Below are 25,488 nucleotides of genomic sequence, written 5' to 3' on the forward strand. Positions count from 1 at the left end.
AAGTGATTCATTGCCGCAAGGATACACAATGCGACGGCAAGAGGGAAAGGTGACGCGTTACTTTTTGAACGCCTGCTTCAGGCTGATGCGGGAAATCAGTTCAGTCAGAGAAAGCACCATCGTCGATCTGACCACCTGCTGATAGCGTTGCTGCAGCATGGCGCGCAGCTCCGCGTCATCGCTGGAGAGGTCAGGACGCGGTGGAAAGGCGGCAACGCAGTGCAGTTCGCCAAATGGGCCTAACAGCTCATCATCGGTAAAACGGTATTCGGTGCCGTCATCGTTCAGCGCTTCACGCAGCGCCATCAGCAGTTCGGCATCTTCATACTCGCTCCGGCTGATCACGCCGAGGCCGTAAATCAGTTTCAGCCGCACAGACAGTTCGCCCAGCGGACCATCACCCAGTAACAGCGGTTCTACCGCATACTTCACCGCGTAGTCATCCTTGCGAAACACCTGGATCACCAACAGGTTCACCGCCTCCGCCAGCAGCTCAACCGCCGCGATCAGAAAGCTTCTGACCGTTCGTCCGGTGTTCAGGCGTTCAAGCACCCGATTCTCAAAAGCCTGTGGTTTTTCCATGAGAGCCTGCATATCGTTCATCACCAGGCGGGGGCCGCCTTTAAGGGCACGCGTGTGCCCTGTCCGTTCATCCGTTGAAGTGGGCGTTACGCCATGGCATCAAAGGCCTTCACCACGTCAGCAACTACGTCGCTGTTTTCCTCAAGGCCTGATACCTGCGCCAGCGTCGCCTTGACGCCTTTGCTGTTCAGCAGCCCGACCAGCTCCTGAGCCTGCGGATCCTGATCGCTGCGATAATGCATCGCGGCGGCAATGCCGGTCACCAGGTTGGCGTGCGGCAGGCCGTATTCCAGCGTGCCCAGCGTAGGTTTGATCAGGCGATCGCCCGCGCTGAGTTTACGCAGCGGCTGGCGTCCCACGCGCTCAACGTCATCTTTCAGGTACGGATTTTCAAAACGGCCGAGGATTTTCTGGATATAGGCCGCATGCTTATCCGCATCAAAATCATAACGCTTGATCAGCACCGCGCCGCTCTCTTCCATTGCGCCTTTCACCACGGCGCGCACCTTCTCGTCGAGGATCGCATCGCGGATGGTCTGGTGCCCGGCCAGCTGGCCAAGATATGCGGTAATGGCATGTCCGGTATTTAGCGTGAACAGCTTGCGCTCCACAAAGGCCATCAGATTATCGGTCAGCTCCATGCCCGGAATGGCGGGCAGATCGCCTTTAAACTGGGTTTTATCAACAATCCATTCGCTGAAGGTTTCGACGGTCACTTCCAGCGGATCGGTGGTGCCAGCTTCAGACGGTGGCACGATGCGGTCCACGGCGGAGTCCACGAAGCCCACGTGCGCGTCAACCCAGGCGTGATACTGCTCTGGCAGCGCCTTCATCACGTGGCCTTTCAGCTGGGTGGTGCCGCGCACCATGTTCTCACAGGCGATAATGTTTAACGGGCGGGTATTACCGTTATCACTGCGTTTTGCCAGACCTTTCGCAATGCCACCGGCGATGCGTTCGAGGATCTGCGGGCCAACCGCCGTGGTAACGATATCAACGTCCGCGATCAGCGGGATGATGTCATCGCTGGTGCTGTTTACCGCATTCACGCCTTTAACGATCTCGACCTGAGCCTGTTCGCCAACCACATGAACCGGGTACTCATGACGGGCATTCAGCGCATCCAGAACCACCTGGTTAACGTCGGCAAACGTCAGCTGAATCCCGGCATCAGCCAGTAATTTTCCAATAAAACCGCGACCAATATTTCCGGCGCCAAAATGTAATGCTTTCATAATTTTTACCGTATCAATGATCAGGGGCCGGACAAACCCGACCCTAAAAAAGAGCCGGGCATGCCCGGCCCTGGGAGGTAATGCTTGTCAGCTATCCGACTCAGGCTGGCTGTTTACCTGACAACAGGTCCAGCACTTCCTGCACGTCGGTGGTGTTGATCAGACGTTGGATCACCGACTCATCATCCAGCGCGTTGGTCAGGCTGGTGATCACCTGGATATGCTCGTTGTTACGGGCCGCGATGCCGATAACCAGACGGGCAATATCATCCTCATCTTCACCAAAGCGTACGCCTTCCGGGTACTGGCAGAACACGATGCCGGTTTGCAGCACGCGGTCTTTTGCTTCGATGGTGCCGTGCGGCACGGCGATGGACTCACCCAGGTAAGTTGGGGTCAGTTTCTCACGATCCAGCATCGCCTGAACATATTCTGGCTCAACATAACCGCCTCTCACCAGCTGCTCACCGGCAAAACGGATGGCCTGCTCTTTATTGGTGGCGTGGTTGCCGAGGAAGATATTGCGGGCGCTCAGTTTGAACAGGTGTTCCTGGCTCTCGTCATAGCTGTCGCTCAGCGTGGCGGTGACTTTCTCGCGGTGACCGGCGGTGCGGTTGGCGTCCACCAGACGGCTGGTCAGGTCGGTATACAGGCCGCTGTCGAGGAAGTTGGTCAGCGAAATATGCTGCGCGTGCGGCGCCTGACGCATGGCGCGTTCGGTCAGATCGCGGTGCGTGATCACCAGATCCACATCGCCCGGCAGGTTGTTGATGGCGGTGTTGGTCACGGAAATATTGGTCAGTCCGGCATCGTTCACCTTCTTACGCAATACCCCGGCACCCATCGCACTTGAACCCATCCCGGCGTCACAGGCAACAATGATTTTGCGCACGTGGGTCAGGTCGCTGTTCATGCCGTCAGCCGAGGTGGTAGCAGTGCCAGAAAGGCCTTTAGACTGCGCTTTCATTTCGCTAACACGACGGGTTGCAGCTTCGATATCGTCTTCTTCTTTCACCTTGCTGGTTTTCAGCAGGATAGCGGAGACCACGAAGGAGACGGCAAAGGCGGCAACAATCGCGGCGATGTTCGCGAAGTAAGCCCCTTTTGGCGTCATGGCCAGCACCGCCAGGATGGAACCCGGAGAAGCCGGTGACACCAGACCGCCGTTCAGCAGGGTCAGGGTGAACACGCCGGTCATACCGCCGAGGATCACCGCCAGAATCAGGCGCGGGTTCATCAGCACGTACGGGAAGTAAATTTCGTGAATACCGCCGAGGAAGTGGATGATTGCCGCGCCGCCCGCAGACTGCTTAGCATTGCCACGACCGAAGAACATGTACGCCATCAGCACGCCCATACCCGGACCTGGGTTAGCTTCGATCAGGAAGAAGATCGATTTACCGGCTTCGCTGGCCTGCTGGATACCCAGTGGCGAGAAGATACCGTGGTTAATGGCGTTATTCAGGAACAGGATTTTCGCCGGTTCCACAAAGATGGAGGTTAACGGCAGCAGGTTGTTCTGCACCATCAGGTTCACGCCAGCGGCGAGAATGTGGGACAACCCTTCGACCAGCGGGCCGATAGCCAGGAACGCGAGGATCGCCAACAGCATGCCGATGATACCGGCAGAGAAGTTGTTGACCAGCATTTCGAAACCGCTTTTGATTTTGCCATCGACGGCGGCGTCGAATTTCTTAATTGCCCAGCCGCCGAGCGGGCCAGCAATCATCGAACCGAGGAACATTGGCATGTCCGCACCGACGATCACGCCCATGGTGGTGATCGCACCTACCACACCGCCGCGATCGCCACCGACCAGACGACCACCGGTATAGCCGATCAGTAACGGCAGCAGATAGGTGATCATTGGGCCGACCAGCTTGGCCATGGTTTCATTTGGCAGCCAGCCGGTAGGAATAAACAGCGCGGTGATGATACCCCAGGCGATAAACGCCCCGATGTTTGGCATCACCATATTGCTCAGAAAGCGACCAAAGTTCTGGACCTTGATCTTGATATCTGATGAGGACATAAAAAAACACCCCTTATTGGTACGCGCTGACAAATAAGAGAGCGCGTTGATTTTTGTTTATGAGATTACGGCGGGGAGCCGTCTCTATCACTGTATGCAGGCGGACTCTAACACGCGAATATGACGCTGCGTAGCAAGCAGGAAAAGTGTGATGTATATCACTATGTTGGGTGGGGTAGAGGGGGTTTTTTAGTGATGCGCATCACACTTATGCAGTGTAAAAAAAAGACGGCGAACAAGAAGTAAGCAAATCAGGCTGATTTGTGTGATTTTTGTCACGAATATGTGATGAGCCTTTGTGTTTGATGTGTGATGCAGATCACAATAAATTTACTGTGCAAAATGCGTGCGATCACAGTTACGCCCGGCTCGAAATCAACGGCTTAGCGGGATGTAATAAAATTACGCATTAAATCTGTTTTCGTTTGTACATATTGTTGAGACTGAATGGTCTTCTCAACCTGGTTATGTCAGAGGGCAATCACCCTATTCTTGTCCTGAAACAAAGAAAATTTAATATCGCCCTCGTTACGATGGCCCATAAATTACACATGGAATATGCAGGGATGCAGCATGGAAATTATTGGCGATAACACGTGTGTCACCAGTCTCAGACCCAAAGCTAAAGTGGTTTACTGCCGTGGTGAGCAACACAAGTACTGGCTCGAACTCCAGTTTGTGGATGAGAGCAACAACCCGGTCAGCGGGCTGAATGTCAGACTGGAGTACCACCCGCTGGCTTCGGCAGCGGACGTCGCGATGTGGAAAAAACACTTCAGCTATGACTTCAACCCCACACCTCCGCCTAATCCCCCTGCGGGTGTTACCGACAGTCAAGGGTTAGTGCGGTTTGATGACCTCTACTGGGTGGCCGTTGATATTAAAACGGACGGTCAGCAGCTGGCAGACATCATGGCGGAGCGTTCACTGGGCCTCCGGCGAAATCCAAACAGCCAACCGGAGAGCAATAATTATTTCCAGCCTGCAACCCGCAACCCGTCATGGCGCTCCGACGTGCAGGAAAAGGCGGAGGCAGTCGGACACCTCCATCATTATGTGACCATCGGGGAACTGTGTGACCGTATTCCAGAAATTACGGGCTGGACAGAGCCGGAACCTCCAGCGTTTCATTTTCCTCCCGGCCGCTCATTAAAAGGGACGGAGATTACGCGTGAAGGACTGGAGCAGCGCCACGTTATCGAAATCTGTCCGTTCCGGGCATGGGTTTTGGCGCTGCATGATACAAAGGACTATGACCTCTCTAACGGACTCAACCTCGGCATAATGGCCGACCTTGTCTATACAGCGGAGGCTATGAATCCGGCCATCGATTATTTCTTCCGTAAGAAGTGCCAGGATCTGTCCTGCATTCCACAGTTTGCAGAGTTTCCGTCTTACTTTCACACGCTGGCAGTGGATGTGCCGTTCTACGACCGCTACCAGCCTCCGGTTTATCTGAACACCGGGGAGGGGCCAACAGGCAAAGGCGACACCCGCCTGTTTACGGTGGAATGCGGTACGCACCTACTGGTTGCCTGGTGCGGCACCGACAGTTTGCTCAATATCCTGACTGATTTGTCCTTCGGGCCAAAGAGCTGCCTGCCGGAATTGGCCGCAGCGGGAAACGTACATGGCGGTTTTCTGGAAGCCTATGATCTGGCGAAGCGGCAGTTTGGGGATAAATTAAGTCTTGTTCAGGCGTCCTTGGCTAAGGGGGGTAAGAAGCTGTATGTATGCGGGCACAGTCTGGGCGGGGCGTTGGCACTCTTGTACGCCGCTGAGATGAAAGACAGCCAGCCGGTACTTTACACCTATGGGATGCCACGCAGCTTCACCCGCGCGGCGATTGTGTCTCTTAGCGGGATCACGCATTACCGGCACGTCAACGACAATGACACGATTACGCAGATCCCTCCGGATGCCGATCTCGATAACGCGTTCTACAGGACATGGGGGCCGCTGGGTGACAAGCTGGGGTTTGACTGGGCGCTAACCACCGCAGCCGGACTCAGTGTGGCGGTGAGGGATCTGACGTATCAGTCTGCGGGTCTGGTGGAGAAAAGAGATCCATACTGGCATCACGGCAATACGGTGATTTTTTTACGGGCGCAGCAGCACCTGATGCAGGCTGACAGTCCCTACCAGAAAAACCCGATTGATGGTCAGGTATACAGTCGGCATTTGGTCACTGGAAAGCTGTTTCTGGTGCCGTCACTGAATAATGAATGCCTGAAATCGACCGGGGAGCATCAGGCCGCGTTTATACAGTGTCTGAATCCGGCCAGCCTGGCAAAAACCTTTCCAAACAATTCCAATCCGAAGCTTAACGGCCTCGGTACTGATCCCCGCAGTCATTCGATGGCGCACCGCTACCTGCCCTATATCCATAATCAGGTGCTGGAACTGGCCGATCCGTCACTGGAGATGAGCAGAAAAGCGATGAGGGAAAGATTTCGGGAAGTGGTAGAGAAGGACGCATCTGGGAGTAATACGGATGAGGTTGAACGTAACTGCGAGTTCCTGGCTCTCCAGGACATGTTGCCTGTGACGCTGAAGCGGTTGCTGGCCGAGGAAACCGGGAAAAATGCCCTCATACGCTTTGCGGCGGTAACGGAGGAAGAAGTTGAATTTTCTCAGTAGAAGCGTCGTTATCGCGTCAGCTTTCGCATTGCAATGCGGGTGTGATAACCACCCCGATCGCACGCTCTCGCCCTCTCCGGAGGCTAAATGGTTAAACGTCACTTTCCGGGTGCCGGTGGGAATAGCGCTCCAGCCTGCAGAGCTGCTGTACCGTTCGAAGGAGTGCAAGTCTGTCCGTTATAATTCAAGCAATGAACCTCATGATATCCCCGGATATAACGATTTTGAGCAACCCTTCAATGTTTCGCAGGGTAACAATATCCAGCAATTACGCGTTGCTGTAGACGGTGGAGGTCCGTGCCAATGGCAGCTGAACTCGTTGCGGGTGAGCTTCAGGATTGCGGATGATAATTCTCTTACGAAGGGAAAAGAGATTATCGATACCAGCTATATTTTCGATTTTGGGGATTACGGGCTCAGTGACGGTTACGGGACCGGGAGGGCCAAAGCGTTCAGAGAGAAGCTGCTGGAATTGAACCCAGATTTATTCCCAATGGTGTTTATAAATCACATGTTCAAAAAGACAACACTGAAACTTTTTGGAGGGGAGACGGATTACGAAGAATGGAGTAGGCGTTATCGTTTATCCGCTACAGAAAATATTTATATTAATCCGTTTGTGCATATCAATAAGCCCGTAACGCTTGAAAGCCCAAAGACTACGCCAGGAAATATAAGAGCGTTCTATCCGGATGGCAGCAGTGAGGAAATACCAAATATCTCTCCTGATTACGAAAAATTACTGTCGATGAAGTGATCAAAAAATGTTTTGATCCATTCGCCAACTGGTGCGCTATTTCAAGGGCGTGAAACCCCACTAATTCAGTACGGTGACGCCTGCAGATATACCGGAACGGAATAGACCCCTGAAGAGAGGCGATAACTGGCATTACTGTGATAAGAATAAACCGTCCCATGGACAGAAAGGGTAAGGTTGCCATTATCGACGTTAATCTCCGCGTCTTTGTCCGAGGTGACGAGAAAGGGCTTCGTTCCTTTCTTAATGCTGGCGGCAAAATCCCCCTCGCTTTTCGCCGCATCGTACAGATAGAAGCGATAGGACCAGGCGGTTGTGGCACCGGCATTACCTTCCGTGACATAAAGCACCGCCAGATTGCTGAGAGGGAATTTTTTAATAATGCTCTCCGAAAAAGGCGTTATGCGGGAAAACCAAAAAATGCCGCCAGCCAGCAATATGGCCAGCGGCATTAACACATAACGTTTCTTAATAGCCCGAGCGTTTTGCAAAATCAATCCCTGCCCTTATCCACACCTGATCGGTGGCATAAAGCGCAGAATCAGGCTGAAATTCCATTTCATTAATCGAGAAAAAGACTATCCCGGTTCTAAACTCGGATCATTGACACCCATCGTAAAAATGGACTGATAGCGTTCTGAAAAATCGGTCAATCCGTACCACAAGTTTAAGATTCAGGAGAAAGCGCGAAGGGAATAGCCGATTGAGGTAAGCAGAAATTTTAACGGGCGGAGCACGTCCGCCCGTTAAGGAAAGCGATCGCCATTAAGCCGGGCGGCTTACTGGAAACCGCCTTGCAATGCGCTTTGCGCCTGACCGAGCACCTGAGCGTTCGAAGACAGGTTTTGCATCAGCGTGTTGTACTGCTCGGCTTGCTGCTGCGTCGGGAACTGGATAGCCGGACCGTTAAAGGTCACTTTGCTGCCCTGCTGCTGCAGGAAGTCACCGGTTTGTACCGCATCCTGGCTCAGCGCCAGCAAGGCCGGTAACAGCGGCTGCAATGCGTTGGCTGGCTGGGTCACCACTTTGTTGTAGACGTTGTCATACACGGTTTTCAGCTCTTCCGGCTGCTTCAGCGCGGCCTTGCTGCTGTCGGCCTGGGTTTTGGCCGCCTGAATTTGCTGAGTCAGCACGCCCAGAGAACCACTGGCCTGGCGCAGCGAATCACGGCGCGTCAGGTAGTCCTGTGGGGTGCGAATGGCGGAAAGCTCATCCACCACCGGCTTCATACCGGAATCCACCGCGCGGTTAACCTGCTGTGAGAAACCATAAATGATGGCGTAATCGCTGACGTAATTGCCAAATTTCTGCTTCTGATCTTCGCTCAGGCTCGGCAAATGTTCGCCGCTGCGCATCACGGTGTTCTGCAGGAAATCGATGAAGGCTTTGCGCTGGTCGGCTTCTTTATCGCCGCAACCAGTCAGTTGGAAGACCAGAACCAGGGCCATAAAAGGCACTAACAGACGCGAGCAGACGCGAAAGATTCCTGTCGTCATGGGAAGTAACTCCTGTAATTGTAGGGCTGGCAAGCTATCGGGGCGGCAGGCGCCGCACCTAAGAATAGTCCGTAAGGGACGGGGAGAACAGGGAAAAGAGCGCCGGAAGGGCGAATAAATGCTGACTTCCGGCAGGGGGACTCAGTAAACCAGCGCCTGGCCGTCTTTGCGACTTTCGGTGGCGGCAATGTAGAAGCCTTGCGGATCGCGGACGATGGCCTGCGCGCCGCCGAAGTTATAGGTCTGCAGCGGATCTTCCACCACAATCTTGTGGCCCATCGCCCGCAGTGCGGCAAGGGTATTCAGCGGCATGGCCGGTTCCACGCTGACTTCACGCCCTTCCACCACCCGCCAGCGGGGTGCGTCAATCGCCGCCTGCGGGTTCTGTTTCGCCAGCATGATGCGCAATGCCATCTGCAAATGGCCCTGGGCCTGCATCGGGCCGCCCATCACGCCAAACGACATCAGCGGCTGACCTTCCGCATCCAGCGCAAAGGCCGGAATGATGGTGTGGAAGGCGCGTTTGCTGGCCGCCACCACGTTCGGGTGCGCCTCGTCCAGCACAAAGCCCGCGCCACGGTTTTGCAGGCTGATGCCGGTGCCCGGCACCACCACGCCTGAACCGAAGCCCATAAAGTTCGACTGAATAAAGGAGACCATCATGCCGCTGGCATCGGCGGTGGACAGATACACCGTTCCGCTCTGCTTTGGCGCGCCGAAGGTAAAATCGCCCGCTTTGGTCGGGTCGATCAGCGCCGCACGGGTTTTGAGGTAGTCGTCGCTCAGTAGCAGATCCGCTGGAAACTCCATATGATCCTCATCGGCGATATAGCGCTCCAGATCGACCAGCGCCAGCTTCATCGCCTCGATCGACAGATGCAGCCACTGCACCGAATCCGGCTCATAGCGGCCAATATCCCACTGCTCCAGAATGCCCAGCGCCATCAGCGTGGCGATGCCCTGGCCGTTTGGCGGCAGTTCCTGCACCGAGCCGCCGGCAAACGGACGGGAGAGCATTTCAACCCAGTCCGCCTTGTGGTTTTTCAGATCGTCCAGCGTCAACGCCGCGCCGTGTTCTTTGGCAAAGGCGACAATTTTCTCGGCCAGCTCACCGCGATAGAACGACTCGCCGTTGGTGGCGGCGATTTTCTCCAGCGTGTCCGCCTGATCCGGGTTGCGGAACAGCTCGCCGACTTTCGGTGGACGGCCGTCTGGCGCGAAGCAGGCGCTAAAACCCGGCTGATCGCGCAGCTTGTTATAGCCGCGTTCCCAAAGATGACCGATCAGCGGCGACACCGGGAAACCGTTGCGCGCATACTCGATCGCCGGTTGCGCCAGCGTGGTCAGCGGCAGGGTGCCAAATTTCTCCGCCAGCTCAACCCAGGCGGACACCGCGCCCGGCACGGTAACCGCATCCCAGCCAATTTCCGGCATCGCCGCAAGATGGGCGAAGGTTTCTCGCGACCAGGCGGCGGGCGCGCGGCCGGAGGCATTCAGCGCATGCAGTTTTTTCCCGTCCCAGATAATGGCAAAGGCATCGCTGCCAATGCCGTTGCCGGTCGGCTCAACCACCGTCAGCGCCATAGCGGTGGCAATCGCCGCATCCACCGCATTGCCACCCAGTTGCAGCATCCTGATCCCCGCCTGTGCCGCCAGCGGTTGTGAGGCCGCTACCGCATTGCGGCCCATCATCGGCGCGCGGTAGGAAGGGTAGCCGACGTTAAAATCACTGATTCCACTCATAGCAGTTCCTTAATGATTAATCGTTACGCGGATCAAGCGCATCGCGCAGTCCGTCGCCAAGCAGATTGAAGCCCTGCACGATAAGAAAAATGGCAAGACCAGGGAAAATCGACATCCACGGCGCCTGCTCCAGGAAGCCTTTGGCAGTATTGAGCATCGCGCCCCAGGACGGGTTGGGCGGCTGCTGACCGAGGCCAAGGAACGACAGGCTGGCTTCGGTAATAATGGCGGAGGCAATCGCCAGCGTGGCCTGCACCAGAATCGGCGACATCACGTTGGGCAACACATACCGCAGCACGATCCAGCGGTCCGGCAGGCCGATGGCGCGGGCGCCGTCGATATACTCTTCATTGCGGATGGCAATCACCTGACCACGGGTCAGGCGGGCAAAAATTGGCATCGCCGACAGACCAATCGCGATCATCGCATTACCCAGGCTGGGACCCAGAAACGCGCCCAGCGCGATGGCGAGGATCAAAAATGGACAGGCCAGCAGCGCTTCAATAAAGCGCGAAATCACCCCGTCCCAGATCCCCTGCCAGTAACCGGCAATCAGTCCCAGCGGCACGCCAATCAGAATGGCGATCATCACCGAGATACAGCCCGCCAGCAGCGAGGTCCGCGCGCCCCAAATCAGACGGGAGAGCAGATCGCGCCCCAGTTCGTCGGTGCCTAACCAGTGCAGGGCCGACGGGGCTTTACGCACCGCCATAAAGTCAGCTTTGATCGGGTCAAACGGTGCCAGCCACGGCGCAAGCAGGGCGATCAGCACAAAGAAAATCACAATCACCGCGCCAATCACCGCGCTTTTATTGCCGAGGAATTTCTTCAGCACGCGGTGGGTCGGTTTACGCAGCGCAGCGGCGCTGCCGGCAGCCAGAACTTCACTCATCGTCAGCCTCGCATTTTCGGGTTAATCAGCACGTAGAGCACGTCTGCCAGCAGGTTCAGCAGCAAAAAGCCAATCGCCACCACCAGCACCACGCCCTGAACCACGGCGTAATCCCGGTTGAACACCGCATCAACAATCATTTTGCCGAAGCCGGGCAGGGTGAAGACCTGCTCGGTCAGCACCGCGCCGCCCAGCAGTTCGCCAAACAGCAGCGTGGTCAGGGTGATCACCGGCACCAGCGCATTGCGGAAGGCGTGCTTAAGGATCACTTTGTTGGGCAGCAGGCCTTTCGCTCGGGCGGTGCGGATATAATCCGCCTTCAGCACCGCAATCATCGAGGCGCGGGTGTGGCGCATCAGCGTCGCCGCCAGCCCGGTGCCCAGCACCAGCGCCGGCAGCAGCAGGGTTTTCAGGTTCTGCGACAGGCTCTCGCTGAGCGAGACATAACCCGAGGCGGGCAGCCACTGAAGATGCACCGAAAACAGCAAAATCAGCAGGATGCCCAGCCAGAAGTGCGGCACCGAGATGCCCGAAAGCGCGACAAAGTTGGTGGTGTGATCAACCCAGCTGTTTTTGCGCACCGCGGCAATAATCCCCATGCTGATGCCGACTACCAGCGCCACAATCATCGCCAGCAGCGACAGCTCCAGCGTCACCGGCAGCTTGCTGGCAATCAGTGCGGTGACCGGCTCCTGGGTACGCAGCGAGGTGCCGAGATCGCCCCGCAGCGCATTGCCCAGCCAGTAGAAGTACTGGCTGGGCAGCGGATCGTTCAGGTGATACTGCTCACGCAGTTGGGCAATCACCGCCGGATCGCGCTCTTCGCCCGCCATCGCCAGCACCGGATCGCCCGGCAGCAGCTTCTGCAACGAGAACACCATGATGCTCACCAGGAACAGCGTCGGGATCGCCAGCAGCAGGCGTTTACAGATCAATTCCAGCATTGTCGCTCTCCGGCTTACGGGGCCATCTTCACGCCAGCCAGGCGTACCAGCCCGTCCGGCCAGGCCTTAAAGCCCTGCAGTTTTTTATTCATGCCAAAAATACGCGGCTCAAAGTAGAGATAGGCAATCGGCATATCGGTTTGCAGCTGCTTCACCACCTTGTCATACAGCGCCTGGCGGGTGGCCTGATCGTTGGTCTGGCGGGCTTCGGTCAGCCAGCTGTCCACCTGCGGATTGCTGTAACGACCGTCGTTGAGGGTGCCTTTGCTGTTGATAAACGAGAAGATGCTGCCATCCGGATCGGGGCGACCCGACCAGCCAGACAGGCTGAGCTGATAGTCCCCGCGCTGCTGACGATCCAGCAGGGAAGCGAACTCGCTCATTTGCAGATTGACGTTAAAGCCCGCCTCGCTCACCATCGCCTGGATCACCTGACCGACCTGCTGAGAGGTGGGGTTATTGGTGACCAGCAGCGTGACGTTAACCGGCGTTTTCACGCCCGCAGCGGCCAGCAGGGCCCTGGCTTTTTCCACATCGCGCGGGGCGATTGGCAGTTTGACGTGATACGGACTGACCGGGGAAAACGCCTGATTGGCCGGGGTATACAGGCCTTCAAACGCCACCTGATTCAGCGCATCGCGATCGATCGCCAGCGAGAAGGCTTCACGTACGCGGGCATCTTTGGCGAACGGGTTGGCCGGGTCGACCTTGCCATTGGCGATGTTAAAGGTAATGCCCTGATAGCCGAGGCCGGTGGTTTTGGCGAGGGCCAGCTTGCTGTCGGCTTCGACGGTTTTTACATCGCTGGCGGCGATGCCTTCGGTCAGATCGAGGTCGCCAGAGCGCAGGTTAGCCAGGCGCACCGAGGCGTCCGGGATTGGCAGGAACACCACCTTATCGAAGTGGTAAGCGGCTTTGTTCCAGTAATTTTCAAAACGCTTCAGCACGATACGGTCCTGCTGAACCCGGCTGACAAACTGATACGGGCCGGAGCAGACCGGATGGGTGGCGAAGTCCGGTTTGGCGGCGGCTTTCGGGGCCAGCATCGCGCCGGCGCGGTCGGTCAGCTGGCTGAGCAGGGCGGCATCGGCGGTTTTCAGGTGGAAAATCACCTGGGACGGCGACGCCACTTCTACCGACTCAATCGAGGAGATTTCGCTCTTCCGCAGCGATCCCGGCAGCGTCAGCGCGCGGTCGATATTGAATTTCACCGCGTCTGCATCAAACGTCTCGCCGTCCTGGAACGTCACGCCCTGACGCAGATTCATGGTCAGCGTTTTGCCGTCTTCGCTCCATGTCCAGTCGGTCGCCAGGCCTGGCACCACCTTCAGATTTTCATCGACGTCCACCAGACGGTCGCACATTGCCGCGAAGACGAAGCGGCCGTAGTAGGTGCGGGCCAGATGCGGATCGAGCATATCCGGATCGGCACCCAGCCCAATGCGCAGGGTGCTTTCTGCCTGAGCCTGCAGGCTGCCCAGCAGCATCAGGCCGCCAAAAGCGGTCAACAACGTGTGGCGTACTTTCATCGCGTCACTTCTCCAGAGGGGATTGAATGGTATTTAACCGCTTGTTCAAACAGCGCACGACGCCGTAAAAAGGCGGAAGAAGGGGGAGCAATCGTTATTACGCTGCGGTCGCGGTTGATCTCCTGCCAGCGATGGCAGGCGATCTGGCGGCCGCCCGGTAAAGCCTGGTGAATCGGCTCAACCAGCCGACATTCGTCGCTAACGTGCGGGCAACGGGTGTGAAAACGGCAGCCGGAAGGCGGATCGGCCGGATTAGGCAGATCGCCCTGCAGCATCGGGATTTGGCGACTGACGCCCGGCTGAAGCTGCGGTGCGGAGGCGATCAGCGCCTGGGTATAGGGGTGCAGCGGGGCGTCAAAAATCTCATCCACCGTCGCCAGCTCCACAATCTGTCCGAGGTACATCACCGCCACGCGGTCGCTCATATGGCGGATCACCGCCAGGCCGTGCGCCACGATAATCATCGTCAGGCCGAACTGCTGCTTCAGGTTCTCCAGCAGATTGACCACCTGCGCCTGCACCGACACGTCCAGCGCGGAAACCGGCTCATCGCCCAGCAGCAGTTTGGGCCCGGAGGCCAGCGCGCGGGCAATGCCGATACGCTGACGCTGTCCGCCGGAGAATTCATGCGGATAACGGCGGGACCAGGCGGCCGGCAGGCCGACCGTTTGCAGCAGATCGGCCACTTTTTCCTGACGTTGGCTGCTGGAGAGCGATGTATGCAGCCACAGCGGCTCGCCGACAATGCTCTCGACGTTCATGCGCGGATTGAGCGAGGCAAACGGGTCCTGGAAGATGATCTGCAGCTCGCGGCGCAGCTGATTCAGGCGTGCGCCGCTGGCCTGGGTAATGTCTTCGCCCTGATAAAACACCTTGCCCTGGCTCGGTGACAGCAGGCGCAGCAGCAGCCGACCCAGCGTCGATTTGCCGGAGCCGGATTCGCCCACTACCGCCAGCGTCTCGCCTGGCATCACCTTCAGCGAAATACGATCGACGGCAGTGACCTGTGGGTTGCGCTTAAACAGGCGTGTCGGACCGGCAAAGGTTTTGCTCAGGTCGCTGCATTCCAGAATCGGCGTACTCATGCAATTTCTCCCAGCGTAATGTGCTGTTCCAGCGGCGCGCGGAAGCAGGCCACCTGATGACGGGGACCGAAGGCTTTCAGGCTGGGTTTATGCTGATGGCAGCGGGTTTCGGCAAAGGGACAGCGGGTGGCAAAGCGGCAGCCTGCCGGCATCTGCTCAGGCAGCGGCACGGTGCCCGGAATGGTCGCCAGCGCGGCACTGCGCGCGCCGAGGCTGGGGATCGAGCCCATCAGTCCGATGGTGTACGGATGCTGCGGGTCGTTGAAAATCTCCTCCACGTCGCCGGTCTCCACCACCTGCCCGGCGTACATCACCGCCACGCGCTGCGCCACTTCCGCCACCACGCCGAGGTCATGCGTGATCATTAATACCGCGGTGCCGGTTTCGGCTTTCAGCGTATTCAGCAGCGCGAGGATTTGCGCCTGAATGGTCACGTCCAGCGCGGTGGTCGGTTCGTCGGCAATCAGCAGCTTCGGCTGGTTGATCAGCGCCATGGCGATCATCACCCGCTGGCGCATGCCGCCGGAAAGCTGATGAGGCCAGGCTTTAAGCCGCATTTCCGGCGCGGGGATCTGCACCTTTTCCAGGATCTGTAACGCCACCTTCATCGCCTCACGGCGGTTGACGTTGCGGTGGCGCATCACCGCTTCACTCAGTTGATCGCCCAGGGTGAACGCCGGGTTCAGCGAGGTCATCGGCTCCTGAAAAATCATCGCCAGCTGGTTGCCGCGAATGTCGGCGTAATCACGCGGGCTCAAGGTCAGCAGGTTCTGCTCAAGGAAGGTCAGGCTGCCGTGCTTCACTTCGGCGCTGGCGGGTAACAGCCCCATTAACGCCAGCGAGGTGATGCTTTTGCCGCAGCCGGATTCGCCGACCAGCGCCAGGGTTTCACCGGCATGGACCTCCAGCGAAATATTGTCCAGCACGCTGACCGGCGAGCCGGTGAACTGCACGTTGAGCCGGGAGACGGCCAGTACCGGGGAAGGATGTTCAGGGCTCATGGTTGCTCCTCGTCGCCACTGCTGATGGCTTCAATCAGCGCCTGTTGCAGGGCCAGCAGGTGCTCGCGCATCGCCGCTGCCGCTTCACGCGGCTGACGGGCGGCAATGTGCTGCACCAGGCGGTGATGATGGTCGTCATAGTTGTTCAGGCGATCCTGGGTGCGGGCCAGCTCGCGCAGATGCTGCCAGCTGGGTTCGCGGCGCACCGCATCAATGGCATCAAACAGGCCGAGCATCAGCCGGTTCCCCGCTGCTTCCGCGATGGCGCGATGAAAGGCGCTGTCCCACAGCTCATGCTGATCGCCGTCGCCGAGCGTGATGCTCTGCATTCTCTCCAGCAGGCGTTTCAGCAGCGCAATCTGTTCTTGGGTCGCCCGCAGCGCCGCCATCCGCGCCAGGCCCGGCTCCAGCTGCACGCGCGCCTCCATCACCTCCAGCAGATTGGATTGCTGCGGCAGATCCTGCAGCACCAGCGGCTGCACCGGCGCGGCCGGGCCAACAAAGGTGCCTTTACCCTGCTTGCGCCAGATCCGGCCTTCCTCTTCCAGCACATCCAGCGCGCGGCGAATTTCCCGACGGCCGACGACAAAGCGTTCTGCCAGCTCGCGTTCGGTGGGCAGCGGCAGGTCAGGTTGCGCCTCGTGCTGTTGCAGCAGCTGGCGAAGTTTTTCCAGCGCGGAGCTGGAGTTAACGGCGGTTTCTGGTGTGTCACCCATAATTGGTTCGCTTGTTTACTCATCAGAAAAAGGGCGGTTATCGTCGCTTACCATCACAATTGCTGATAGTTTGCGCAGTCTCTTTTTCTTTAAATTAGGCAAGAACCGAACCAATTTTTTATTGGTTCATTAATTTGTGAGCCATGTCGCGCTAATAGATTGAATTTTGGGAGATTTAAACCTTAACCCGATTTTTGTTCTGGCGGCAAAGGCCGGGCAGAGGCAAAGCCGTTAACATTTACCGGCCACTGACGCGGCCATCTGCGCTGCGATGGTGCAGCTTTGTTCCGTTTCGGCGCAGTGGCCCACGGCTTACCACAGGCATTTATCGCAAAACCCCGGCGATTCAGCGGATTACAAATCTGGCATCACTCTTGCCTGTCTTTAACCATGCAGGAGCGATGGCGGGTAACCGGTATCGCCACACAATTTGAAAATGGGTCACTAGGGTTCCGGTCGAAAGACGCTGGTCCGAGAGTGACCGACCGCCCTCTGGCGGTTACACGGCGGGACAAAAGCCCGGGAGGATAGCGCGATATTGCTCGCTGCCTCCTGCTTTTATTCCATTCGCCAACGTCAGAGGAACCACCATGATCACAGCCTTCACGCGTCTGCTTCTTCTCTGTGCCCTCGCACTGTTTAGCGTCAATGCCCTTGCGGCAAAGCCCACCTTTAAAATTTGCTGGTCAATCTATGCCGGATGGATGCCCTGGGACTATGCGCAGCAAAGCGGCATCGTTAAAAAATGGGCCGATAAATACGGCATCGATATCCAGTTCGTGCAGGTTAACGACTATATCGAGTCGGTAAACCAGTACACCTCCGGCGGCTTTGACGGCTGTACCATGACCAATATGGACGCGCTGACTATTCCCGCCAGCGGCGGCGTCGACAGTACCGCGCTGATCGTCGGCGACTACTCCAACGGCAACGACGGCATCCTGGTGAAAGGCGCAGACAGCGTTGCGGCGCTGAAGGGCAAACCGATCAACCTGGTTGAACTCTCCGTGTCGCATTACCTGTTGGCCCGCGCGCTGGATAAATCCGGCATGAGCGAAAAAGACGTCAAGGTGGTGAATACCGCCGATGCCGATCTGGTCGCCGCGTTCAGCACGCCGGAGGTCGGTTCTATCGTCACCTGGAACCCGCTGCTGGCCGAAGCGGAGAAACAGCCGAACAGCCATCTGGTGTTCTCGTCGGCGCAGATTCCGGGCGAAATCCTCGACCTGTTAGTGGTCAACACCTCCACCCTGAAACAGCACCCTGAGCTGGGCAAAGCGCTGACCGGGGCCTGGTACGAAACCCTGAAAAACATGTCCGGCAAATCCCCTGAAGCGATCAAGGCCCGCACGCAAATGGCGGAAGCGTCCGGCACCGATCTGGCCGGATTCGATCAGCAGCTGGCCGCCACTCACCTGTTCAGCGATGCCAAACTGACCCTCGACTTTATCGACACGCCACAAATCAAAGCCACCATGCAGATGGTGGCCGAGTTCTCCTTTAAGCACGGCCTGTTGGGCGAAGCGGCACCGGGTGCGGATGTGGTGGGCATCGCCACGCCTGCCGGTAACTGGGGCAATGCGGGCAACATCAAGCTGCGCTTTACCGATGAGTACACCAGGCTGGCGGCGGCTAATCAGCTTTAATCCGGAGGAACGCCCGATGCGCAAGATGATCAATTACCAACCGGTGCCGATGGCCCGCTTCATGATGGGATTTCTGCCGCTGCTGGCGTTGCTGCTGGTTTATCTGCTGGCGTCCGATGCGCGGCTGAGCCTGAACCAGGCCGACAAGCTGCTGCCGGGCTTTAACGCGATGGGTCAGGCGGTATACCGCATGGCTTTCGAACCGAGCCCGCGCACCGGCGAGTATCTGCTGTGGAGCGACACGGTTGCCAGCCTGCTGCGTCTTGGCATGGGCGTGGCGATTGGCGGCATGCTGGCGCTGGCGTTCGGCCTTTTCTGTGGCGCACTGCCGGTGTTCCGCGCCTTTCTCTCGCCGCTGATTACCCTGTTCGCACTGGTGCCACCGCTGGCGATCCTGCCGATTCTGTTTATCTGCTTTGGTCTGGGGGAAGTGTCGAAGGTGGTGCTGATCGTTATCGGTATCACCCCGATGATTACCCGCGACCTGATGCTGCAGGTGCAGACCATCCCGCGCGAACAGCTGGTCAAGGCGCAGACGCTGGGCGGCCACAGCGCGCAGATCCTCTGGCGGGTGATCCTGCCGCAGCTGATGCCGCGCCTGTTTGATGCGGTGCGGCTGTCGCTCAGTTCTGCCTGGCTGTTTTTGATCGCGGCGGAAGCCATTGCCGCGACCGAAGGGCTGGGCTACCGCATCTTCCTGATGCGCCGCTATCTGGCAATGGACGTGATCCTGCCGTATGTCGCGTGGATCACGCTGCTGGCGTTCACTCTCGACCTGCTGCTGCGGGTGATGAGCCGCCGCTGCTGGCCGTGGTACTACGCCAAATAAGGGGGAAATATGGCGATTATTGAACTGAAAAACCTGGAAAAACATTACGGCCAGCAGGTGGTGCTCGAGCGGCTGAACGCCCGCGTCGAAGAGGGCGAATTTGTGTCGATCGTCGGCGCGTCCGGCTGCGGAAAAACCACCTTCCTCAATATGCTGCTGGGAACGGAAAGCCCGAGCAAAGGCGAGCTGCTGCTGGATGGCAAAACGATCCCGCAGGAGCCTGACGACCATCGCGGCGTGGTGTTCCAGCGCTATTCGGTGTTTCCGCATCTGACCGTACTGGGCAACGTGATGCTGGGCGATGAGTTCAGCGAAGCCCGCTGGCTGGGCCGCGTCTGGGGCAAAAAGCGCCAGCAGATCCGTGAACGGGCGTTGGAGATGCTGGCGCAGGTGGGTCTGGTGCCGGCACAGCACAAGTATCCGCATCAGCTTTCCGGCGGGATGCAGCAGCGGCTGGCGCTGGCGCAGGCGCTGATGAAGCGGCCGCGCATTTTGCTGCTCGACGAGCCGTTTGGCGCGCTCGACCCGGGGATCCGCGGTGAGATGCACGAACTGATCGGCGACCTGTGGCAACGCCACAATCTGACCATTTTTATGATCACCCACGACCTGAAAGAGGGCTTCACGCTGGGCTCGCGGCTCTGGGTGTTCGACAAGCTGCGCCACGATCCGCATCAGCCGGACGCCTGGGGCGCGAGCATTACTTACGATATTCCACTGGAGCGAGGACGGCCGGCGGCTGAGAAAGCCCCGCCCATCGCCCGGGTGGCCTGAGGAGGAACAATGACAACCTACGAAACTCTGTTACCCGCCGGATCGCACTGGTCACTGCGGATGCGTCGCGGCAGCGCGTTGCGGCTGATCGACATCGACGGCGGCGTCAATGCCGGGCTACTGATGTATAACCCGGAGAACCTGCTGGAGCGCTACAACGCGCCCGATACCCTGAAGTGCCAGCACACCTTTCGCCTCACCGCCGGTCACTGCCTCTATTCCGATATGGGCCGCATTTTCTGCGGCATCGAACAGGACAGCTTTGGCTGGCACGAGAGCGTCTGCGGCAGCAGCAATGCGCAGCAGGTCGCCGCGCAGTTTGGCGCCCGTGATTATCAGGGGGCGCGCAATGACTGGCATCAGAACGGCACCGACAGTTTCCTGGTCGAGCTGGCCAAGTACGGGCTGGGCAAGCGCGATATGGCGTCCTGCGTGAATTTCTTTGCCCAGGTCGCCGCCAGCGATGAGGGCGAGCTTGAACTGCAACAGCAGGGCAAAAAGGGCGCCGAAGTGACGCTGCGCTTTGCGATGGATACGCTGGTGATCCTGCATAGCTGCCCGCATCCGCTGGCGGCAGGGGATCGCTATCCTCAGCAGCGGCTGGGCATCGTGCTGGACGGCCAGACCGCGCCGCTGCCGGCACACTGCCTGGCGCGGGAAGAAAACCAGCGCGGCCTGCGCAATAACGACCTCTACCACTTAACCGGCCAGCCGTAAGGAGCCTGCAATGATCACACTCAGCCCCAATGACGTGGCGCAGGCTGCGCACCGCGAAACCATCGCCGCAGGCGATTACTGGCTCTACCGCGTGGAAGCCGGTCAGACGCTGCGCATTACCGACCTGGAAGGCAATCAGGCGGCGGACACGCTGTTTTTTAATGCCGATGATACGGCGGAACGCTACAGCTTCAGCGACACGCTGCGCGGGCAGAAAAACGTCTTTCTGACCGCCGGCAGCGTGCTGCGCTCCAATGATGACAACGCGATGCTGACCATCACCGCCGATACCTGTGGCCGCCACGACACGCTCGGCGGTGCCTGCTCCACCGAGAGCAATACCGTGCGGTATGACCTGGAAAAACGGCATATGCACGCCTGCCGCGACAGCTGGATGCTGGCGGTGGCGGAGCGTCCGGAATTCGGCCTGACCCGTCGCGACATCACCCACAACATCAACTTCTTTATGAACGTCCCGGTCACCCAGGCCGGCGGCCTGACCTTCGCCGACGGCATCTCCGCGCCGGGAAAATATGTCGAAATGGTGGCGAACATGAACGTTCTGGTGCTGATCTCCAACTGTCCGCAGCTGAACAACCCCTGCAATGGCTACAACCCGACGCCGGTCGAAGTCGCAATCTGGTAGCCCTCTGGCACGGCGGGACGACCCGCAGTTGCGTGCCCTGATTAAGCAGGACGACCTGCCTGAAAAGAGAGTGAACTTATGCTGGAGCGCGTATTAATCGCAAACCGTGGCGCCATTGCCGTGCGCATCATCCGTACCTTAAAGGCGATGGGCGTCAAAGCCATTGCGGTGTATGCCGACGCCGACCGCCATTCACAGCATGTGCGTCTGGCCGACGAGGCCTGGTCGCTGGGCGACGGCAGCGTGCGGGATACCTATCTGAATCAGGACAGATTGCTGCAGATCGCCGCTCAGTCGCAGGCGCAGGCGATCCATCCGGGTTACGGCTTTCTCAGTGAAAATGCCCGCTTTGTCACCCGCTGCGATCGGGCTGGCGTGATCTTTTTGGGGCCGACGGTGGAACAGATGGCGGCGTTTGGCCTGAAGCACCGCGCCCGCGAGCTGGCACAGCAGAATGCGGTGCCGCTGCTGGCCGGCAGCGGCCTGCTGACCTCGCTTGATGAGGCGCAAACGGCAGCGACGTCGATCGGCTATCCGGTGATGCTGAAAAGCACCGCCGGCGGTGGCGGCATCGGCATGCAGCGCTGTGATGATCGGTCACAGCTTGAGGAGGCTTTTAGCCGCGTAAAACGGCTTGCGGGCAACAATTTCGCCGATGATGGCGTCTTTTTAGAGAAGTTTATTGCCCGTGCCCGCCACATTGAGGTGCAGGTGTTTGGCGATGGCGAAGGTGGGGTCATCGCACTCGGTGAACGGGATTGTTCTTCGCAGCGACGTAATCAAAAGGTGATTGAGGAAACCCCGGCACCGGGACTGAGTGACGCGGTGCGCGAGGCCCTGCAAGAAACCGCCGTTCGCCTGTGCCAGGCGGTGAACTACCGTAGCGCGGGCACCGTGGAATATGTGTTTGATGACCAGACGCAGCAGTTTTACTTCCTCGAAGTGAACACCCGCCTGCAGGTTGAGCACGGCGTCACCGAGATGATTTACGGCGTGGATATTGTCCGCTGGATGGTGCAGCTGGGTGCGGGCGCATTGCCACCCATCGCCTCGTTAAAAACCCTTGCGGCCGGGCATGCGATTCAGGTGCGTCTGTATGCCGAAGATCCGGCCAAACAGTTCCAGCCCAGCGCCGGATTGCTGAGCCAGGTACAGTTTCCCAACAAGGTCAGCCACGGCACGCTGCGCGTTGACAGCTGGCTGGAGAGCGGCATTGAGGTCTCGCCGTTTTACGATCCGATGCTGGCAAAAGTGCTGGTCCATGCCGCCGATCGTCCCCAGGCGCTGGCGTCGCTGGCTGAGGCGCTGGCCGCCACCGCGCTGTACGGTATTGAAACCAACCTGCACTGGCTACGCCATCTGCTGACCCTGCCGGAGGTGCAACAGGGCCGGGTGATCACCGCCACCCTGGGGAATGTCAGCTGGTCGCCCGCCACGGTCGATGTGTTGAGCGGCGGCACGCTGACCACCGTTCAGGATGCGCCAGGCCGGGCTGGTTACTGGCATGTCGGCGTGCCGCCATCGGGCCCGTTTGACAGCCGTTCCTTCCGCCACGGCAACCGCCTGCTGAACAATCCGCCGGACGCCGCCGGGCTGGAGATCACCCTGCGTGGCCCAACGCTGCGCTTTAATCAGGATTGCGCCTTTGTGCTGGCGGGTGCAGCCATTGCGGCGCGGCTGGATGACGACGTGCTGAGCAATGGCCGGATTATCAACGCGCGCGCGGGCCAGACGCTGACGCTGGGCGAAATCGTGGGCGCGGGCTGCCGGTGCTATCTGTTACTGGCCGGCGGGATTGACTGCCCGGTTTATCTGGGGAGCCGCAGCACCTTTACGCTGGGCAAATTTGGTGGTCACGCAGGCCGACAGCTGCGCACCGGCGACGTGCTGCATCTGGCACGGCCGGAATGCCGTGCGCAGGCGGCGTTGCCGGATGAACTGATGCCGGACTGGCAAAACCAGTGGCAGCTGCGGGTGATTTACGGGCCGCATGGCGCACCGACCTTTTTCACGCCGCAGGACATCGACAGCTTCTTTGCGGCGGACTGGCAGGTGCACTACAACTCCAGCCGCACCGGCATCCGGCTGATTGGCCCGAAACCGGAATGGGCGCGCAGCGATGGCGGCGAGGCGGGGATGCACCCGTCGAATATTCACGACAACGCCTACGCATTTGGCACCGTGGATTTTACCGGCGACATGCCGGTGATCCTTGGCCCGGACGGCCCGTCGCTGGGCGGTTTTGTCTGTCCGGCCACGGTGATAGCCGCCGATCTGTGGAAGCTGGGGCAGCTGAAAGCCGGCGACCGCGTGCGGTTTTTGCCGGTCTCGCTGAGTGAGGCGGATCGTCTGGCCCGCGAGGAAAACCAGATCGCAGCGGATCTTCAGCCGGTCGCGGCAATGCCGGACGATCGTCGCCAGGCGGATCCGATTCTGGTTCATCAAGCGGCCAGCGAAGCCCAGCCGGCGCTGATCGTCCGTGCGGCGGGCGATCGCTTCCTGCTGGTGGAATACGGCGAGGCGCAGCTGGATATCGCCCTGCGTTTTCGGGTTCACGCGCTGATGCAGTGGCTGGAAGCCCGCCCGCAGACCGGCAGGCTGGAGCTGACGCCAGGCATTCGCTCGCTGCAGATCCATTTTGACAGCCTGGTGTTGCCGCGTGACACGCTGCTGGCCACGCTGCTACAGGCCGACCGCGAGCTCGGCACGCTGGAGAACGCCACCGTGCCTTCGCGTACCGTCTGGCTGCCGTTGAGCTGGGATGATGATGCCTGCCGCGAAGCGGTGACGCGCTACACCCAGTCGGTGCGCCCGAATGCGCCCTGGTGCCCGGACAACATTGAATTTATCCGGCGCATCAACGGCCTGGCCTCGGTGGACGAGGTAAAAGATATCGTCTTTAACGCCCGCTATCTGGTGATGGGGCTGGGCGATGTCTACCTTGGTGCGCCCGTCGCGACGCCGCTGGATCCCCGCCACCGGCTGGTGACCACCAAGTACAATCCCGCGCGCACCTGGACGGCAGAAAACTCGGTCGGTATCGGCGGCGCCTATATGTGCGTTTACGGTATGGAAGGACCCGGCGGCTATCAGTTTGTGGGCCGCACGATGCAGATGTGGAACCGCGACCGTCAGACCGAGGCGTTTCGCCAGCCGTGGCTGCTGCGTTTCTTCGACCAGATCCGCTTCTATCCGGTCAGTGCAGAAGAGCTGTTAAGCATCCGCGAGCGCTTCCCGTGGGGCCGCTATCCTTTACGCAGCGAAGAGGGCGAATTCAGCCTCGGCGACTACCAACAAAGCCTGATCGACAACCAGTCGCAGATCGCCGCTTTTCAGCAGCAGCGGCAGCGGGCGTTTGATGAAGAACTGGCCCGCTGGCGTGCCGATGGGCAATTCACGTTTGACAGCAGCCTGCAGGAAGAGATCGTCCAGGACGAGGCGATCCCCGCTGGCTGTTCGCCGGTAGAAAGCCAGGTGGCGGGCAGCGTCTGGCAATGGCTGGTCAAGCCGGGAGACCGCGTCAGCGCGGGCGAGACGCTGGGGATCCTCGAATCGATGAAGATGGAAATCCCGATTGTGGCAAGTGTAAACGGTACCATCCGCGCGCTACAACGATCCGCCGGACAGCAGGTGCAGGCCGGGCAACTTTTACTGGTGATGGAGGCGGAGAGTCGATGAAAAGCAAGAGTGAAATATAGTCTAAAAATATGACGTAAATCTCAGGATTTGATCTAATACTTATGATCCTGGCGTTTCCCTGCGCTGTCTCTCTGAGCAACCTCTCTGAGCCACCCCAGCGGCTGTTGTAGCCAGCATTCAGAACCTGAGAATCAGGTTCTTTACCCTCTGGCCGTTCACATTTGTGATTTTTATGAGGAGAGAATTATGGAATTGAAAGACCCAATGGGAGAGTTGTTATCAAGCCTCGAACATATTGTCTTAACGCGTGAAGTAATCCAGGCCGCTCCCGCATTAAAGGGTGAAGTATCGATACCCGAACCAAAACGCATCAGGGAAATCACCGGCATGGAAATTGACGAATTTGCCCTGGCATTGGGCGTGAGCGTTTCATCGGTTAAGAGTTGGGAAGCGAAGCGGACGAAACCGTCGCGCAGCGCGCAAAAGTTGATGCAGTTGATACAATTTAATCCCTGTCTCAGCAGAGAACTGCTGGGATAATCCGAAAAACCCGCCATCTGGCGGGTTTTGTGTTTCTTGGGGTTT

Annotated in this window: 21 protein-coding genes and 1 riboswitch; of the genes, 9 read left to right on the plus strand and 12 right to left on the minus strand. The window is 58.6% G+C overall.

What is annotated here, in order from left to right; genetic code table 11:
• Window positions 1–57 precede the first annotated feature (57 nt).
• The 3 genes from mtlR to AC1UKS_RS00375 form a co-directional block, all read right to left on the minus strand.
• A complete protein-coding gene (gene mtlR / locus AC1UKS_RS00365; RefSeq protein ID WP_265909332.1) occupies window positions 58–603 on the minus strand; it encodes a mannitol operon repressor MtlR in 546 nt (181 codons plus the stop codon).
• Between the two features lie 65 nt (window positions 604–668).
• Window positions 669–1,817 (minus strand): mannitol-1-phosphate 5-dehydrogenase, encoded by a 1,149-nt coding sequence (gene mtlD, locus AC1UKS_RS00370; RefSeq protein WP_482435276.1) that lies wholly within the window; start codon window positions 1,815–1,817, stop codon window positions 669–671.
• A 100-nt stretch (window positions 1,818–1,917) separates the two neighbouring features.
• Window positions 1,918–3,849 (minus strand): PTS mannitol transporter subunit IICBA, encoded by a 1,932-nt coding sequence (locus tag AC1UKS_RS00375; RefSeq protein WP_482435278.1) that lies wholly within the window; start codon window positions 3,847–3,849, stop codon window positions 1,918–1,920.
• A gap of 573 nt (window positions 3,850–4,422) precedes the next feature.
• Between AC1UKS_RS00375 and AC1UKS_RS00380 the strand changes: the two genes are divergently transcribed.
• Both AC1UKS_RS00380 and AC1UKS_RS00385 read left to right on the plus strand, forming a co-directional pair.
• The gene (locus tag AC1UKS_RS00380; protein WP_482435279.1) at window positions 4,423–6,489 is read left to right on the plus strand and encodes a lipase family protein; all 2,067 of its coding nucleotides are present in this window, start codon (window positions 4,423–4,425) and stop codon (window positions 6,487–6,489) included.
• Window positions 6,473–7,246: a hypothetical protein gene (locus AC1UKS_RS00385; RefSeq protein ID WP_482435280.1), complete on the plus strand. Its 774-nt coding sequence runs from the start codon at window positions 6,473–6,475 to the stop codon at window positions 7,244–7,246. Before AC1UKS_RS00380 ends, AC1UKS_RS00385 begins: the two co-directional genes overlap by 17 nt.
• 65 nt (window positions 7,247–7,311) lie before the next feature.
• On the opposite strand, the gene AC1UKS_RS00390 is transcribed toward AC1UKS_RS00385, so the two are convergent.
• The 9 genes from AC1UKS_RS00390 to AC1UKS_RS00430 all read right to left on the minus strand — a co-directional run bounded on the left by AC1UKS_RS00390 (window position 7,312) and on the right by AC1UKS_RS00430 (window position 16,652).
• Window positions 7,312–7,743: a hypothetical protein gene (locus tag AC1UKS_RS00390; RefSeq protein WP_482435281.1), complete on the minus strand. Its 432-nt coding sequence runs from the start codon at window positions 7,741–7,743 to the stop codon at window positions 7,312–7,314.
• Between the two features lie 282 nt (window positions 7,744–8,025).
• On the minus strand, window positions 8,026–8,742 hold the full coding sequence (locus AC1UKS_RS00395) for a DUF3053 domain-containing protein (RefSeq protein WP_482435282.1): 717 nt from the start codon (window positions 8,740–8,742) through the stop codon (window positions 8,026–8,028).
• Between the two features lie 141 nt (window positions 8,743–8,883).
• Window positions 8,884–10,485: a gamma-glutamyltransferase family protein gene (locus tag AC1UKS_RS00400; RefSeq protein ID WP_265909093.1), complete on the minus strand. Its 1,602-nt coding sequence runs from the start codon at window positions 10,483–10,485 to the stop codon at window positions 8,884–8,886.
• A gap of 16 nt (window positions 10,486–10,501) precedes the next feature.
• Entirely contained in the window at window positions 10,502–11,377 is an 876-nt protein-coding gene (locus AC1UKS_RS00405; RefSeq protein WP_482435283.1) for an ABC transporter permease, read from the minus strand.
• A gap of 2 nt (window positions 11,378–11,379) precedes the next feature.
• The gene (locus tag AC1UKS_RS00410) at window positions 11,380–12,321 is read right to left on the minus strand and encodes an ABC transporter permease (protein WP_482435285.1); all 942 of its coding nucleotides are present in this window, start codon (window positions 12,319–12,321) and stop codon (window positions 11,380–11,382) included.
• Between the two features lie 14 nt (window positions 12,322–12,335).
• On the minus strand, window positions 12,336–13,850 hold the full coding sequence (locus AC1UKS_RS00415; protein ID WP_482435286.1) for an ABC transporter substrate-binding protein: 1,515 nt from the start codon (window positions 13,848–13,850) through the stop codon (window positions 12,336–12,338).
• Complete coding sequence (locus AC1UKS_RS00420) at window positions 13,847–14,935, minus strand: ABC transporter ATP-binding protein (RefSeq protein ID WP_482435288.1); 1,089 nt, start codon at window positions 14,933–14,935, stop codon at window positions 13,847–13,849. Before AC1UKS_RS00420 ends, AC1UKS_RS00415 begins: the two co-directional genes overlap by 4 nt.
• Window positions 14,932–15,936: an ABC transporter ATP-binding protein gene (locus tag AC1UKS_RS00425; RefSeq protein ID WP_482435289.1), complete on the minus strand. Its 1,005-nt coding sequence runs from the start codon at window positions 15,934–15,936 to the stop codon at window positions 14,932–14,934. The genes AC1UKS_RS00420 and AC1UKS_RS00425 overlap by 4 nt, the downstream gene beginning before the upstream one ends.
• Entirely contained in the window at window positions 15,933–16,652 is a 720-nt protein-coding gene (locus AC1UKS_RS00430) for a FadR/GntR family transcriptional regulator (RefSeq protein WP_482435290.1), read from the minus strand. Before AC1UKS_RS00430 ends, AC1UKS_RS00425 begins: the two co-directional genes overlap by 4 nt.
• Window positions 16,653–17,085: 433 nt before the next feature.
• A riboswitch (guanidine-I (ykkC/yxkD leader) is annotated at window positions 17,086–17,180 on the plus strand.
• A gap of 62 nt (window positions 17,181–17,242) precedes the next feature.
• Here AC1UKS_RS00430 and AC1UKS_RS00435 point away from each other — a divergent pair.
• The 7 genes from AC1UKS_RS00435 (at window position 17,243) to AC1UKS_RS00465 (ending at window position 25,443) form a co-directional block, all read left to right on the plus strand.
• Window positions 17,243–18,298 (plus strand): putative urea ABC transporter substrate-binding protein, encoded by a 1,056-nt coding sequence (locus tag AC1UKS_RS00435; protein ID WP_482435291.1) that lies wholly within the window; start codon window positions 17,243–17,245, stop codon window positions 18,296–18,298.
• Window positions 18,299–18,314: 16 nt separating this feature from the next.
• Window positions 18,315–19,127, plus strand: a complete 813-nt coding sequence (locus AC1UKS_RS00440) for an ABC transporter permease (RefSeq protein WP_482435292.1) — start codon at window positions 18,315–18,317, stop codon at window positions 19,125–19,127.
• Between the two features lie 9 nt (window positions 19,128–19,136).
• Window positions 19,137–19,901: an ABC transporter ATP-binding protein gene (locus tag AC1UKS_RS00445; protein ID WP_482435293.1), complete on the plus strand. Its 765-nt coding sequence runs from the start codon at window positions 19,137–19,139 to the stop codon at window positions 19,899–19,901.
• A 9-nt stretch (window positions 19,902–19,910) separates the two neighbouring features.
• On the plus strand, window positions 19,911–20,618 hold the full coding sequence (locus AC1UKS_RS00450) for an urea amidolyase associated protein UAAP1 (RefSeq protein ID WP_265909101.1): 708 nt from the start codon (window positions 19,911–19,913) through the stop codon (window positions 20,616–20,618).
• 10 nt (window positions 20,619–20,628) lie between these two features.
• Window positions 20,629–21,264 (plus strand): urea amidolyase associated protein UAAP2, encoded by a 636-nt coding sequence (locus AC1UKS_RS00455; RefSeq protein WP_053141154.1) that lies wholly within the window; start codon window positions 20,629–20,631, stop codon window positions 21,262–21,264.
• Window positions 21,265–21,342: 78 nt separating this feature from the next.
• Window positions 21,343–24,942, plus strand: a complete 3,600-nt coding sequence (gene uca, locus AC1UKS_RS00460; RefSeq protein WP_482435294.1) for an urea carboxylase — start codon at window positions 21,343–21,345, stop codon at window positions 24,940–24,942.
• A gap of 207 nt (window positions 24,943–25,149) precedes the next feature.
• A complete protein-coding gene (locus AC1UKS_RS00465) occupies window positions 25,150–25,443 on the plus strand; it encodes an HTH-type transcriptional regulator (RefSeq protein WP_013204512.1) in 294 nt (97 codons plus the stop codon).
• Window positions 25,444–25,488: the final 45 nt, after the last annotated feature.

Source organism: Erwinia sp. AK-PDG3-5 (genome assembly GCF_056821705.1).